The following is a 15,461-nucleotide window of genomic DNA, read 5'->3' as shown; positions in this document are numbered from 1 at the left end:
CAAAAATGTAACAGAGTGTTACAAATCCACAATCCTCCAGTTTCAAGAACTTTGCTGGTCCAGTGAGTTGTGAGATATAGTGATACTTGAGTAATCCAGATTGACGCCCAAGGAAAGGGATTTTTTCCCTATATTGAGGATGTGCTGTGAGTAATGGAGAGATGAAAAATGCTACGTTCGTGGAGCCTTAAACTAACAATCACCGAGACCTCAGGCTTGCCGGTCTATCTGCAAATTGCCCAGCAAATCATGGAAGAAATCCAAAAAGGCAGGCTCGCGCCCTCCACCGCCATGCCAGGCACGCGCGAACTGGCAGAAAAGCTCAATGTGAACCGCAAAACGGTGATCCTGGCCTATGACGAACTGATCGCCCAAGGCTGGCTGGTCACCGAGCAACGCCGAGGCTCGTTTGTCTCGGCTAACCTGCCCAATTTCAATACGCAAGCGCAAACTGCCAAAACCAGCCAACAACCTGCCAACGTGGTAGCCGCCACCACACACCCGCTGCTGTGCTACCAATCGCCGCTGGAAGGCGTCATCGACTTTAATGACGGCATCCCCGATTCACGCCTGATCCCGTTTAATATTCTGTCACGTGCTTTCCGCCATGCCCTGATCGGCTCCAGCAAAGGCAACAACCTGGGCTACGGCGACCCACGCGGCACGCTGGCATTACGCCAATCCATCGCCACCATGCTCAATATGGAAAGAGGCCTGAGTGTCGATATCGACCAGATCTGTATCGCACGTGGCAGCCAGATGGGCATTTTCCTGGCGGCACGTGTACTCACTCGGCCAGGTGACAATATTGTGGTGGAACAACTGAGTTACCCGGCAGCGAAAGAAGCGTTTCGATCCTGCGGTGCCAATATCCTCACTGTCGGCCAAGATAAACATGGCATTGATGTAGTCGCGCTAGAGAAACTGTGCCAACAACACACCATCCGCGCCATTTATGTGACACCGCACCACCAATTCCCCACCACCGTCATTATGACCGCCGAACGACGCTTAAAGCTACTGATGCTGGCCGAGCAATATGATTTCACCATTGTAGAAGACGACTACGATCACGAATTCCACTTTGCTTATCACCCGGTGTTTCCACTCGCCAGCACCAACCACGGCGGCCGTGTCATGTATGTCGGCTCACTCTCCAAAGTGCTCGCCCCCGGTTTACGGGTAGGTTACCTGGTGGCAACACCCAGCCTTATAGACCGCTGTGCAAAAGAAGTGATGCTCATAGACCGACAAGGTAATTCAATCACCGAACTGGCCGTGGCCGAGCTGATGAATTCCGGCGAAATCAAACGTCATATCCGCCGGACATTTAAAGTGTATAACGAACGCAGAAACCTGCTGATTGCGCTGATTAAAAAAGAACTCAAAGAATACGTTATCTTCGATGCCCCCGATGGTGGACTGGCGATTTGGTTACGTTTGAAGGAAGGTTATGATGTGGAGAAAGTTGCCGAACAAGCTTTAAAACATAAAGTACGCATTTTGCCAGGTACCTTGTTTTCAGAATCACAGCAAAGCGTTCATGCAATTCGGTTAGGGTTTGGTAGTTTAACGACTATGGAGTTGGAGAAAGGTGTATTAGCCTTGAAAACAGTTTTTTCATGAACGAACTACCGAGTAATTCTCGGTAGTTGAAAATTGATTTGGGCTTGCCAGTCGAGATAAATATTAAAGATTTATTGAAGCAGTTAGGTGTCACAAATACATACAACTAGTTACAGTTTTGTAAATTTTATTGACAGCTGAGTAACCACTAACTTATCATTCGCCCTATAAATGGACTGGGAGTACCCGGTCGGCGCTAATGCCTCGGTGAGATCATCGGGGCTTTTCGCTTTCTTGGGGTGGATAAATCTTTAACCCCCAATTTTCGTATTGCTCTCCGACTTTTTCTCTACCACCTTCACAATAAAACTTACGCTTCAAAATTTCATAAGCTCTATTTTGTTGATCGGGCCTAATGACTCTCAATCCAATAGGTCTCGCTACTAAATCTGCCAATTGCAAGCCACTTGAATTTACCTGCTTTTTAGCAAAAACAATATTGAAGGGCAAAGTCGTTCCGAGTTGATTTTCGCCATCGCATATCCGTCTGAATTCCAGCTCTAACTCGTTATCCTCTTTATCGCCTCGACACTCCACAACAACATGCGTTTGCTTTTGATCTTGTTTCTTTTCTTTCAAAAACTCAAAGAGAGTTTCTAAACAAAATCCCAATGCTAAATGGTAAGGATTTGAAGCATCACCATTCTTCGCTCGCAATGCTTCTTTATCAATCACACAACTTACGAGAATAAAATTACTTTCTTCAATAATCGACGTTAACTCATTCAAAAATGCCGATTTGTGTTCTCTATCTTTGAAGAAAGTGAAAAAGCCTTTTTCTTTTCTAATTTCATGTTCATGCAAAACCACATGATCGTGACCAAAATGGTTGAACTTGAATTTCTCAAGCGCTGGGACTACTTTTTCACTGTAATATCGCTTATGAAATATGCAAAAAGCCAGCACAAATACAGGATAGTTCGGGTCAATCGTTTGCAGACCATGATCACCACTTTCATCTACATAAACGATGTAGTTACTAAAAGGAGATGTGGCAGAAATCACTTCATCATCTGTGTGTTTGGACTCTTCGTTTTCAAACAAGGAAAATTGTTGTGGCTGACTTTTTGATTTTTCCATATGCGATCATCCAATCACCCTTATGCTGCCCATTTCTTACCACTGCTTGCGTAGTTAAGCATTAGATGAAAAACGTTATCGCATTTTTCTCTAAAAATTAATCGATCATAACTTTCTGGCAATTGCGCATTTAGTACCTGCTCTACAGCTGAAAAAACACGTTTCTGAGATTGTGTGTCTTTGAACCAATCCTGAACAAGAACTTTGGGATGTTCCTCTAATAGCCGCTTCAATAATGATTGAGCCGTTAGTTTTACCAACTGCTCTTCATCTTTTGTCATTTTCTCTTTCTTCAGCAGATCAAATAACTCAAGTTCGTCCTCGGTAAGTCCCTCTCGAATGTGGCGCTCTTCTTCTGCGTGCAAATCCTCAGCAAACCGCATCAAATCCTCATAGTAGTTTTCAGTAGCAGTACCACCTGAATTGTACTCATCAATGATTTTTTGCATGCGCTCTGCAAAGTCGGTTCTAGTTGCATTCTGCTCCAGCATAGAAGCAATTTTCTGCTCCAAAAACTTACGCAAATCTGCGATCTCAATATGTTTGTAAGTAGCTTGCTTGAACTCCTCACGCAATTTATCAAAATTGACTTTACTTAAATCCCAAGTCTTACCTTTTTGAATGATTTGATACTCAGATTGATTCTGTCTCGCAGAAAATGATTCAGCGTCATTCACGACAACACTCTCATCTAAAAGCTCACCTATTCGCAAACTCACAGCATCAATGTCTACTTGCTCAATAAGGCTATCAATCACACCACGCAAATATTGGAAAGCAGCTATCGTTCTCAGACGGCCTTGCTGATGCCCATGACCCATAATCTCTGGCTTACATGCCTCGTAAAGTGAGGTCATGGTGTTTTCATAAACATTAAATGTTTTGCGCCACTCATCATTGGTTAGCAAAATATCCGCATATTGATTAAACCGCCCAAGCTTCTCAAAAACGGCATCATCATTTAATACATCTGTGAGTGGAATTTCTCGCTCATTACAAAATGCTAACCCTTGTGAAATGGCATCGTCTAAAAGCACGAATAGCGCATCTTTTTCTTGCACAGGTGGTCTAGCCTCTTCGTCACCCTGAGCATAATCTTTTAGCGCTTGTTTCATACTGCGGAATACGTTGTAGTAATCCACAATTTCACCATTCCGCTTTTCAATGCCATTTATTTTGTAGGAGGTAACTCTATTGGCGCGAGCAATAGTCTGCATCAATGTGTGACCTTGCATTGGCTTATCTAGATACAAGGTAGAAATGGTGGGAGCATCAAAGCCTGTGAGCCACATTGCACATACAAATACTAGCTGTAACTTATCAGCTTCATCTTTAAAGTTATATTCGATGTCATGTCCATTGGCATCCAACTTATTCATGCGTTGTCGATGCTGTGCAACACTTAACCCTTGCGCCGAAAACTTTGCATCTTCGCCTGCTTCTTCACTTACTACAACGGCCATCTCAACATTGCGCATGTAGTCAACGATTCTCTTTAAACGGGCTTTCTCAAGGTCATTTTTAGAAGAGTGTATTTGACCAACTAGCTGCTTAATCTCTTCTTTCCACAGCCGCTGTACTTTGTCGTACATTTTGACTGCAGTAAATTTATCCACTGAAACAACCAATCCCTTGCCCAGATAGCCACGCCGTGGGAAGTGATAAACAATGTCTTCCGCTATTTTCTCTAAGCGATCATCTCGTTTAATAACCTCTAGTTCTTTTGCAAAGCGCCTTTCAAGTTTGACCTGCTGAGCTTCATCTAAATTTTCGTCTTCCAAAATCTCATAAAACTCATCACTGAGAGATTCGTTTTGATTTTGTACTTCAGGAACACGTTTCTGATAGAACAATGGCACTGTTGCGCCATCATCCATTGATTGTTGAAAGTTATATTCCGAAACATAACCACCAAACCATGCATTGGTTTTACGCTCTTTACCTAATAAAGGTGTGCCGGTAAAAGCAAGGTAATTTGCATTTGGTAAGCCTGTTCGCATGTTTTCGGCTAGAGATTTATATTGCGTCCGATGGGCTTCATCGACGATCACAATAATATCTTTGCGATCTGATAGCACAGGATATTGACGGCCTTTATCAAATCTAAACTTTTGGATTAGTGTAAAAACTAGGCGCTTATGCTGGCCCAAAAACTTACGCATTTCTTCACTATTTTTAGGTTGTGCTGACTCAGCTTCAGAAACTGTATTAGTGTTTAAAAAGTTGCGATAAATCTGGCCATCTAAGTCATCCCGATCAGTAACAATAACAAAGGTGAAAGTGCCTGTTTGCTTACGCAGAATTTTGCGCGCATAAAAAACCATGGAAAAACTTTTACCAGAACCCTGAGTGTGCCAAAACACACCCAGCCTTCCTTGTAAATCTGCACGATTAAGAAATGCCTCATACGCTCGATTCACTCCAATAAACTGGTGGTTTTGCGCGATTATTTTTTGGCTGCCTTTATAAAACAGCACGAAGTTTTCGACGTAATCTAATAACCTTTGTGGAGGCAATAAGCCTGCGATGACCGCCTCAAGACTGGTTCCCTGCTCCCTTATTGTTTCTCGATCCAGTTTTTCTTTTTCATCCTCAGCCCGTAACCAATTAAAGAAATGCTCCCATTCGGCGGTAATACTGCCTACTTTGGTTTCTATGGCATTTGAGAGTATGCAAAAAATATTGGTATGAAAAAGCTGAGGAATCTCGGCTTTGTAATTAGTCAGATTGTCATCAAAAGCATTTTTCAGTTTTACATTAGAATTTTTTAGTTCAACAAAGACTAAAGGTAACCCATTCACATAAAGCAACAAATCTGGCCTGCGATAACCTTTTTCACCTCTTACCCATAATTGAGTAACCACTAAATAACGATTATTTTTTGGATCATTAAAATCAATGACTCTCACATACTCTTGCTGAGTGAGACCTTGATCGTTTTCAAATGTGACGGGCACACCTTCGCGTAAAAGCTCATATACTTCGGCATTCGCCGCAACCACACTCATAACTAGACGGCGATTGAATATGACTTCAACTACTTGCTCAAGTGCTGTAGTGGGAATTGTTGGGTTTAGATAGATCAGTGCCTCAAGCAAGCGGTCAGTAAAAATTACATCCCGCTTATTTTTACGCTTTGACCCATCATTTAAATCTTCTGATTGAGCGGTATAGCAATCTAATACATCAAAACCATGCAGATGCTGCAACTTTTGCACTAAAGCCTTTTCTATTTGGTCTTCTGTGATTAAGTTTGGCATGGCAGTTTTTAATTTGGCCTATTTTTCTTAAATTATTAACTAAGAATTCTCTTCCAACATACTTGGTGGAAATCGAATATCTAAATGTTCGATGGAGAGCTCACCTGAAATTAAACGAGAAAGGAGCTTATTTCGGATGTTCTGTAAGCCAATATTAGCTTGCATCAATTTTTCTATTTCTAAAAATATTGGCTCTGCTTTTTCCGAAAATGCCGCTATTAACTCTTTTCTTGGCGTGAGTAATGGAAATATTTTTATTAATGCCTGACTTAAGTTTTGCTGTGCTGCACCATGAGCAAAATTTATTAAATGTTTTTGTGCAGCTTTAATCACCATGTAATTGTATGTGTAATGTAAGAAATCCATTTTGGGAAAGAAAGCGCAACACGCTTGATTAGTCGCAGACTCTACTGCAAGAATACTGATGTCTGGCATCGCACAGTACATCGCAATTATGACTGTATGCTTCGGATAAACTTTAGCAGAAGAATTTTCCAAACCTTGCTGGGTAATCTTTTCCTCCGTATCTAATACAAAGGTAGACTTTAACTCGCCCGTCTTGAGCCAACAAACATCCCCACCATAATTCGACTCAACCTCTCTAAACGGAGTGCCTCCTGAAGAAGTTTTATAAAGATCACCTAATTTAAAAATCCTCCATCCTTCTGGTAACCCTTTATTTATTTTATCTTTCTCATATCCAGGATATCGGAAATGCACAAACCATTCGTTATAAATTTCCTCTACTATTTTTTCTAACAATTCAATTCGCTTTTGATTGTTTTCAATCAAATCATCATAAGCCGTTAAGAAACCAGCAATTTTTTGCTGATGTTTAAAACTCGGAATACGGAAACGTAAACTTAAAAGTTTTTCTTGACTAAGATTATCTTGGGTAGTGCCTAATGAAATTGATTGCATTTCATTTTTATAAGTATCCAAGCAGTACTTAACAAATCTAACATCAGACTCATTTTCTCGCGGAAGGAACCCAATGATGCTATCGGGGAAGCATGCGGGTATTTTCAATATTGCTGTATCAGCAATATTTGCAGCTATAGTTATGCAAAGTGTGCCAGGTTGCCAGAGTTTACTTTGAGCAAGCCCTTTTTCGTTATAGGTTTGAGTATAGTGAGTGATATAAAAATTCGCATGCTTTACATCTCCCGTTTGCACAAATGGATAAAGTCCTCCATATAGCTCCGGAGCATTTCTAGGACGATGTTTGGATTTTCCTCGACTTATAGTACCGATGTCCGTCAATTTTTTAAACTGTGTGTCGTACTGCTGCATATTTAATCTGTGATCAAAGAGATATTAAAATCAATAATGGATTCTAGCTGTCTCGCGCTTTTACATAACTTTTTAAACTCTTCGTGATCTTTCATTAAGTCCTCAATGAACTCCTCTTCAGTCTTTCCATCACTTTCAATTACTACTCCAACATATCTACCAGCATTGAGTGAATAATCTTGCTCTCTAATTTCTGTTTGACTTGCAAGCTTACAAAGACCTGTAACATCTTCATATTTTGCTTTTGGAAAGCGAGTTTGTAACCACTTAATATGTATGTAATAAAGCTCTGCAAGTTTTACCTCATCATGCAATTGTTGCAGAGCATCTTTTAAAGTTTTAGTCCTACGATCAGCGATAGCTTTTTTCCCAAGTGCTTGCGCATTTTCAGCTAATTGTTTTTCATGATGACGTACCGTTTTGTCTAATGTTTTTAGTCCATCATGTAAACCTATAAAAAACGGGTTAAATGCTTCAAGCAATTGCTGCTGAGCTATATTTTTCTTGCCAATATTTTGCTCATGCACAGATTGTTCAAGATATGCAGAATAGCTTTTTTGCAGTTGGTTTAATCCAGACCATTGTTTAACTAGCTCCCCAACAGCATGTTTGCCAGCTGAGTCATCCAGCACTTCAAGTAACTTATCTGATACTGGTGAGACTTTCGATTTATTTTCTAACATGTGCTGCATACCAGACTCAAAATAGCGATCTATGAGTTGCACAAACTTATCGCTGTGTCCTTTGTGTAATTGGCTGATGATCGCAATATTTTGAATTTGTGCATCACTGAATTCTCGATGCACCCGATCTATCTGCGTAAAAACATTTCGCGCATCGATAAACAAAATTCGGTCATCCGTTTTGGCTTTATCAAAAAACCATACAGTTGCTGGCAGCGTAACCGTATAAAACATATTGGATGGCAATGTGAGCATGCCATAGATGAGGTTTTTCTCGATCAGTGTTTTGCGTATATCTGCTTCAGAATGGCGTGCATCAGATGCTGAATTTGCCATGACCAATGCGGCACGCCCATTTGGTTTTAATGAGGTTGCAAATAGATTAATCCAAAGATAATTGCCATTTGGAACCGTTTGCTTTGCCTCATCCTCTTTTTTAACTTTGGTTTTATTACGGGGAATTCCATAAGTATTAAACCGAGGGTCTTTCTCAACTGAGTTTAGATTAACGTCATCAACGTTAAATGGGGGATTTGCTAGTACATAGTCAAATGAGCCAAAACTTTTGTGAGGGTCTTCATAGTAAGTGTTCGCTTGCTTGATTTCACCTCTTAACCCGTTCACGGCCAAGTTCATTTTGGCAAGGTTCACGGTTTCACGAGTCTTCTCTTGCCCGTAAACATAAACATCGCTGGCGGTACCTTGCAACTCTTTACGATGTTCATTTATAAATTCAGCTGATTGTACAAACATCCCCCCAGAACCACAGGCTGGGTCATAGACCTTACCACCATGTGGTTCGATAATCTCTACCATTAAACGCACAACGGAGCGTGGTGTGAAAAACTCGCCGCCTTTTTGACCCTCACTACGCGCAAATTCAGAAAGGAAATATTCGTAAATCTGTCCGAATAGATCACCTGAAGCGGTTGCTGGAATATCTGCAAATGCACGAAGTAATGATTTGGGTAGCGTTTTATCAGTGCGCGTCAGCGCAGCGTATTCATCTTTTGGTAATACACCATCTAGTTCTACCTTGTACTCTTCCACAGCTTTCATTGCCTCTTTAATAGCTTTGGCAATGTCTTTCTCTTCAGGTAGATTTAGTAAATGATCGTAGCGCGCATGATCTGGTAGATAAAAACCACATTGTTCTAAAGCGATATCTGAAATGCTTTTTTCAGCACGAGTGCCTTTTAATTTTTGATATTCCGCAATAATTGATGCCTCATGTTTGCGGTAATTGTTATCTGCAAATCTTAAAAAAATTAGCCCTAATACAGGAGTTGAATATTCACTCGCTTTAAGGTCAGAGTTTGCCCGTAAGTTATCGGCTGCCCTCCATAAATCGTTTTCTAATTTTTTTAACTGCTCTTTATTCATACTGACTGCTTTATTTAAATTAATTAGGCAAAAGCCTACGTATAGACGATTGTAAAGTTAGTGCAACATAGTGAACTGATTTTTTACTGTGCTCAACCCTTTTAGAGAGTTTTAAAAGACTTAATGATTTATACAAAACAAATATGCCTTGAAACTTAGATATAGCTTTCTCTTCACCAAATATTAGGACGTGCCTACAATTGTTTCCCTGCATTTTTCCTGAAAATGAAATTTAGAAAAAATACTTTTAGCCCATTAAAAATCTTGTAGTTTTATGTTGTTCAGCAGTAATCTCCAACTGCGTATTTTTATCCACTAACCCTATTTCCACTGGTTTTCCGGTTTCAGTATCTATCAATAAAACGTTAGGCCCTTCTTCAGCATAGTACTTATTCCCCCACTGCATTATTGTCAATAGCACCGGTCTGAAATCCAGCCCTTTTTGAGTAATCACGTATTCATACCTTGGTGGCTTTTCACAGTACATATTTCTTTCTAGCAGCCCTGACTCCACCAACGCATTTAAACGCTTAGTGAGTGTGCTTGTGGCGATGCCCAAATTGGTTTGAAAGTCATCAAACTTGGTGACGCCCAACATGGCTTCGCGCAGAATTAATATGTTCCACCACTCCCCCACGTGCTCAAGGCTTCTGGCAATTGGGCATGGCATATCGCCCAGGCTTTTGTTTTTCATAGGTGATCCGTGTATGTGATTGAAGTTACTTTTATTTTGAAAGTTACTGTACTATAGTGACTTCAGTTACGAAAGTGACAGTATAAATAGTTACGCTTGAGGAAGATATGGAAAGAATTGTCATTACCGGTATGGGCATGGTTTCTCCTTTGGGTTGTGGTGTGGAGCTGGTCTGGCAACGCTTGCTGGCCGGGCAATCTGGTATCAAAAAACTGCCGGCAAGTATTGCTGATTACCTGAATACCAAAATCGCTGGCATTGTGCCGGATAAGGCTGAAGATGCTGCTGGCGGGTTTGATGCTGAGGGTGTGATTGCGGCCAAGGAAATTAAAAAGATGGATAGGTTTATCCAGTTTGCCTTGGTGGCGGCGGAAGAAGCGATCAAGCAGGCGAAGTGGTTTCCCAGCACTGAACGTGCCAAGGCCAGGACGGCGACAGTGATTGCTTCTGGGATTGGTGGCTTTCCGGCGATTGCCAATGCGGTGCGCACCACGGATAACAAAGGTGTTTCACGTTTATCGCCTTTTACCGTGCCATCGTTTTTGGTGAATCTGGCAGCGGGACATATTTCTATTCGCCACGGCTTTAAAGGCCCGTTGGGTGCACCGGTAACGGCTTGTGCCGCGGGCGTGCAGGCGATTGGCGATGCGGCGCGCATGATACGGGCGAATGAGGCGGATATCGCCATTTGTGGCGGGGCTGAAGCTTGCGTGGATTTGGTGAGCTTGGGCGGCTTTGCCGCGGCCAAAGCACTTTCGGCTGGATTTAATGAGCACCCGGAACTGGCTTCGCGCCCATTTGATAGCCAACGTGATGGCTTTGTGATGGGCGAAGGCGCGGGAGTGTTGGTGATTGAAAAACTGAGCCATGCACTGGCAAGAGGCGCGACGCCGATTGCAGAAGTGGTCGGTTATGGCACCTCTGCCGATGCTTACCATATCACCGCCGGGCCAGAAGATGGCGATGGCGCCAAACGTGCAATGGAAGCGGCCATTGCGATGGCCGACATTTCGCCAAGCGATATCCAGCACTTGAATGCACATGCGACTTCTACCCCGGTGGGGGATGCTTGCGAAATTGCGGCGATTAAATCTGTGTTTGGTGCTGACAACTCGGTAGCGATTGCGTCGACTAAATCGTCCACCGGGCATTTGCTAGGCGCAGCCGGTGGCATTGAAGCGATTTTTACTGCATTAGCGGTACGCGACCAGATTTCGCCATTCACCTTAAACCTGGCAGACACGGATGCACAGGCCGAAGGGCTTAACTTTGTAAAAACCAGGCCACAAAAACTGCCGATTGATTATGCGATTAGTAATGGCTTTGGCTTTGGCGGCGTGAATGCCAGCGTGATTATCAAACGCTTTAGCTAGATTCTATCGCCGCTGAAATCACGAGGCGATGACACGCTGCTTAAGGCGGCTCTTAAGTCTGCGGCGTCAATTTGCCTGACCAGGCGCTGAATCTCGACGCCGTCTTGCATAAAGATTAATGTGGGCCATAGTTTCACGTGGAACGACCGGCCCAGCCTGCGACCTTTGCCGTCTTCAATTTTAAGATGGCGAATGGTTGGGAACTGGACCATTTCAGCGCTGATGGTGGCTTGTGCTGCCTGGCAATAGCCGCACCAGCTGGCGCCAAACTCGAGCATGGTGGGGCCTTTGAGGCTATTCACCTCGTCACGTGAAGGTTCTGGGGGAGTCAGTTTTTCCATATTGACCGTTATCGTACTGCAATCTGTGCCGCCTGGCGCCTACATTCTAAAGCTAAGCAGAAACACGCATCGCTTCCATCGCTCAGGCAAGTGTGATAGTTTCCCCTGCAAATAGCACACTCACAAAGGCATGCATGAATACCTCCAGCTTTCTCGTCCAGGCAGCGATTTACCTGTCTGCCGCCATTATTTTAGTGCCCGTATTCAAGCGGCTGGGCTTGGGCTCGGTGCTGGGGTATTTGATTGCGGGCATTTTGATTGGGCCTTATGCCTTAAAACTGATTGCGGACCCGGAACATGTGCTGCACTTTGCCGAGTTTGGCGTGGTGCTGATGTTGTTCCTGATTGGTCTGGAACTTGAATCGCAAAAAGTATGGGAGTTACGCAAACTGCTGTTTGGGCTGGGTGGCTTGCAAGTGACGCTGACCATAGGTTTGGTGACGGTGATTGCGCATAGCCTGCATTTTAGCTGGCCTGAGGCACTGATTATCGGCATGGGCGTCGCCATGTCTTCAACCGCCATTGGGCTGACCGCGCTGATTGAGAAAAAACAATTACACACTGCTGGCGGCCAGGCTGCGTTTGCCACCTTGCTGTTTCAGGATTTATCGGTGATCCCGCTGTTTATGCTGCTGGCGTTTATTGCGCCTAATCATACAGGCGCCAGCGTTGACCTGTTGGCTGTGGCTAAGGCAGTTGCCGTGATCGTCGCCATTGTTCTGGCCAGCCGGACGGTGTTGCGCCCTATCATGCGCGTGATTGCGCAAACCGGTGTGCGCGAGATTTTTGTCGCTTTTTCATTATTGCTGGTGATTGGTATCTCGCTCGCCATGGAGTCGGTAGGCTTGTCGATGGCGCTGGGCACTTTTCTGGCTGGTGTGTTATTGGCCGACTCGGAATACCGCTATGAGCTGAGGCTGGATATTGAGCCGGTGAAAGGCTTGCTGCTCGGCCTGTTTTTTATTGCCGTGGGCATGACCGTCGATCTAGCGCTGGTTGCCAACCAGCCATTGCTGATTTTTGGCGGCGCCTTACTGATTGTACTCACCAAACTATTGGTGCTGGTGGGCCTGGGCTGGCTGTTTAAATACCCACTGCGTGACAAGTTGCTGTTCGGCGCATCATTGTCGCAAATCGGTGAATTCGCCTTTGTGATTTTTGGCCTGGCACTCGCACAAGACTCCATTTCACGCGACACCTACAACATCCTCAATGCCATGGTCGCCGTCTCCATGCTGACCACACCGATACTGCTGTTGCTGTATGACGCGTTTGTCGGCCTGCAATGCAGCGAACGCCCCAAAGACGCCATCCCCGAAAATAACGCCGTCATCATTGCCGGTTTTGGTCGCTTTGGGCAAATCGTCGGCCGCGTACTCATGGCCAAAGGCATCACCCCTACCCTGATTGATAACGACCCTAACCAGGTTGATTTAACACGGCAATTTGGCTGGCGTTGTTATTACGGCGATGCCTCCAGACTGGACCTGCTGGAAGAAGCAGGCATTGCCGAGGCAAAGTTACTGGTGATTGCGGTTAATGACTCCCATGCGGCATTGGAGATGGCAAGGCTGGTTAAAGAGCGCTGGCCGCAGGTAGCGATTGTGGCCAGGGCCAGAAGCAGAACGGACGCGTTTGATTTACGCGAGCTGGATTTACATCCGATTCGGGAAACGTTTTACTCTTCATTAGAAGCGGCTAAACAATCCCTGGTCGCTATTGGTGAAACCGCCAGTGCGGCGGCCAGAATCATCAAGCAATTTGAAAAACACGACCAGGAACAACTGGAAGCCACACTTAAAATCAGGCATGACAGAAAAGCCTTATCCAGCGTCATGGAGCAAGGTCGCCAGGATCTGAAAACCCTGCTGGAAATGGAAAGCACGAGTGCCGAAAAAAATGAGGTGCAAGCAGCGCCTTGATTCAGCGTACGTTCTGTAGCAAGCTACATTCAGAAAACAACTCCGCCACCCACTCAATAAAGGCCCGCACCTTCGATGAGAGATGTCTGTTTTGTGGATACAGCGCATTGATAGGCAAACTGCCGGCCGGGTAATCCTTCAATACCTTTTCTAACTTACCGTCACTTAAATAGCCTTGCACCATAAACGTAGGCAATTGGCAGATGCCTATGCCTGCCAGTGCAGCGGCGACAATCGCGTCACCATTATTAATGGCCAGTTTGCGTATGGTAGGGATTTCTTGCTCTACGCCATTTTGCTGAAGGATGAAGTTGCGCACTTTGCCGGTTTTGGATGAAAAGAAGTGCACAGCCTGGTGACGTTGCAGGTCGTCCGGGGTTTGTGGTGTGCCGTAGGTTTTTAAATACTCTGGCGAGGCTACCAGCAAAAACTGCATGGTGCCAACACGGCGGGCGACCAGGCTGGAATCGAGCAGATTGCCGATGCGGATCACACAATCAACGCCCTCTTCCAGCAAATCAATCGGCCTGTCATCACAGCCGATCTCCAGTTGTATTTCCGGGTAACGTTTAAAAAAATCCGGCAGCGACGGAATAATCACTAACCTCCCCAACGGGGTAGGAACATCTACCCGTAACCGCCCTTTTGCACTGACCGTGGCCTGTTTAAGCGAGGCCTCGGTTTCTTCGAGTTCGTTTAGTAGCCGGATCGCGCGCTCGTAATACGCTGCGCCATCAGTGGTGACGCTAATGCGCCGGGTGGTGCGGTGCAGCAGTTTGACGCGCAGGCGTTTCTCCAGCGCCAGCACCTGCGCCGAGACCGTGGTCTTGGGCAGGTTGAGTGACAGTGCGGCTTTGGTGAAACTCTCGAGTTCTACCACTCGCGTGAACGCCAGCATGGTGTCAAAGCGGTCCATACACTTCCTTGTTGATCTTGATTGTCCAATAAATTAGCACAGTGATTGCATATTTAGCTTATTTAGCTGTGATTTTTATTTATTTATAGTGGTCAGCAGATTTAAACAACTTCATTACTTTTTATTTAGGAGATTTTTATGAGCAAGAAACTTGAAGGTAAAGTGGCCGTGGTGACTGGTGCATCCAAAGGCATAGGCGCAGAAATTGCCAAACGTTTTGCACGAGATGGTGCCGCAGTGGTCGTTAATTATTTATCCAGTAAAGCAGGTGCAGATAAAGTGGTGGCCGAGATTACCCAGGCCGGTGGCAAGGCGGTTGCCGTGGGTGGCAGTGTGAGCGAGGCGGCCGAGGCGCAAGCCATTATTGAAGCAGCGATCAGCAACTTTGGCAAACTGGATATTTTGGTCAACAACTCCGGTATCTACGAATTTGCCACCATTGAAGAGATCACCCCTGAACATTTCCACAAACAATTCAACATTAACGTGCTGGGCTTGTTGCTCACCACGCAAGCCGCGGTCAAATACTTACCTGAGGGCGGCAGTATTATCAACATCGGCTCAGTGGTCAGCCGCTTAACGCCTCCAGGTGCTGCCGTATACACCGCCACCAAAGGCGCAGTGGATGCAATTACTGGCTCATTATCTAAAGAACTGGGCCCACGCAAGATTCGCGTCAATGCCTTGAACCCTGGCCTGGTAGCAACAGAAGGCACCCAAACCGCTGGTGTGATTGGCTCAGAGATGGAGAGCGGCTATGTAGCACAAACACCACTGGGGCGCACTGGCCAGCCGAATGATATTGCATCAGTGGCAGCCTTTTTAGCCTCTGAGGATTCCTACTGGCTGACTGGCGAGCAATTGTTGGTAGGTGGTGGCTTGCGTTAATT

At 44.8% G+C, this 15,461-nt stretch carries 11 protein-coding genes; 4 read left to right on the top strand and 7 right to left on the bottom strand.

The annotated features are described in order from the left end of the window. Window positions 1-168: 168 nt before the first annotated feature. Window positions 169-1,626, top strand: a complete 1,458-nt coding sequence (locus MET42_RS0100895) for a PLP-dependent aminotransferase family protein (protein ID WP_019880796.1) — start codon at window positions 169-171, stop codon at window positions 1,624-1,626. Between the two features lie 213 nt (window positions 1,627-1,839). Here MET42_RS0100895 and MET42_RS0100890 read toward each other — a convergent pair whose 3' ends face one another. The 5 genes from MET42_RS0100890 to MET42_RS0100870 all read right to left on the bottom strand — a co-directional run bounded on the left by MET42_RS0100890 (window position 1,840) and on the right by MET42_RS0100870 (window position 10,019). Beyond that, window positions 1,840-2,706, bottom strand: coding sequence for a DUF3800 domain-containing protein (locus tag MET42_RS0100890; protein ID WP_019880795.1), 867 nt, complete (start codon window positions 2,704-2,706; stop codon window positions 1,840-1,842). Window positions 2,707-2,726: 20 nt separating this feature from the next. Continuing rightward, on the bottom strand, window positions 2,727-5,966 hold the full coding sequence (locus tag MET42_RS0100885; RefSeq protein WP_019880794.1) for a type I restriction endonuclease subunit R: 3,240 nt from the start codon (window positions 5,964-5,966) through the stop codon (window positions 2,727-2,729). A 39-nt stretch (window positions 5,967-6,005) separates the two neighbouring features. Then, a complete protein-coding gene (locus MET42_RS0100880; protein ID WP_019880792.1) occupies window positions 6,006-7,259 on the bottom strand; it encodes a restriction endonuclease subunit S in 1,254 nt (417 codons plus the stop codon). A 2-nt stretch (window positions 7,260-7,261) separates the two neighbouring features. Beyond that, window positions 7,262-9,325 (bottom strand): class I SAM-dependent DNA methyltransferase, encoded by a 2,064-nt coding sequence (locus MET42_RS0100875; RefSeq protein ID WP_019880791.1) that lies wholly within the window; start codon window positions 9,323-9,325, stop codon window positions 7,262-7,264. 247 nt (window positions 9,326-9,572) lie between these two features. Beyond that, entirely contained in the window at window positions 9,573-10,019 is a 447-nt protein-coding gene (locus tag MET42_RS0100870; RefSeq protein ID WP_019880790.1) for a helix-turn-helix domain-containing protein, read from the bottom strand. Window positions 10,020-10,126: 107 nt separating this feature from the next. Between MET42_RS0100870 and fabF the strand changes: the two genes are divergently transcribed. Continuing rightward, on the top strand, window positions 10,127-11,392 hold the full coding sequence (fabF, locus tag MET42_RS0100865) for a beta-ketoacyl-ACP synthase II (protein WP_019880789.1): 1,266 nt from the start codon (window positions 10,127-10,129) through the stop codon (window positions 11,390-11,392). Here the strand turns inward: fabF and MET42_RS0100860 are convergent. After that, a complete protein-coding gene (locus tag MET42_RS0100860) occupies window positions 11,389-11,733 on the bottom strand; it encodes a thioredoxin family protein (RefSeq protein WP_019880788.1) in 345 nt (114 codons plus the stop codon). The two genes, fabF and MET42_RS0100860, sit on opposite strands and share 4 nt — an antisense overlap. A 134-nt stretch (window positions 11,734-11,867) precedes the next feature. Here MET42_RS0100860 and MET42_RS0100855 point away from each other — a divergent pair, with 134 nt between their 5' ends. Next, complete coding sequence (locus MET42_RS0100855; RefSeq protein ID WP_019880786.1) at window positions 11,868-13,655, top strand: glutathione-regulated potassium-efflux system protein KefC; 1,788 nt, start codon at window positions 11,868-11,870, stop codon at window positions 13,653-13,655. 1 nt (window position 13,656) lies between these two features. Here MET42_RS0100855 and MET42_RS0100850 read toward each other — a convergent pair whose 3' ends face one another. Further along, on the bottom strand, window positions 13,657-14,571 hold the full coding sequence (locus MET42_RS0100850) for a LysR family transcriptional regulator (RefSeq protein ID WP_019880784.1): 915 nt from the start codon (window positions 14,569-14,571) through the stop codon (window positions 13,657-13,659). Window positions 14,572-14,709: 138 nt separating this feature from the next. Here MET42_RS0100850 and MET42_RS0100845 point away from each other — a divergent pair, with 138 nt between their 5' ends. Next, entirely contained in the window at window positions 14,710-15,459 is a 750-nt protein-coding gene (locus MET42_RS0100845; RefSeq protein WP_019880783.1) for a glucose 1-dehydrogenase, read from the top strand. The last annotated feature ends 2 nt before the right edge of the window (window positions 15,460-15,461 follow it).

Source organism: Methylophilus sp. 42 (assembly GCF_000384155.1).
Classification (GTDB): Bacteria; Pseudomonadota; Gammaproteobacteria; order Burkholderiales; family Methylophilaceae; genus Methylophilus.
Note: the sequence above shows the minus strand (reverse complement) of the source record. Positions and strands in the feature narration are given on the sequence as shown.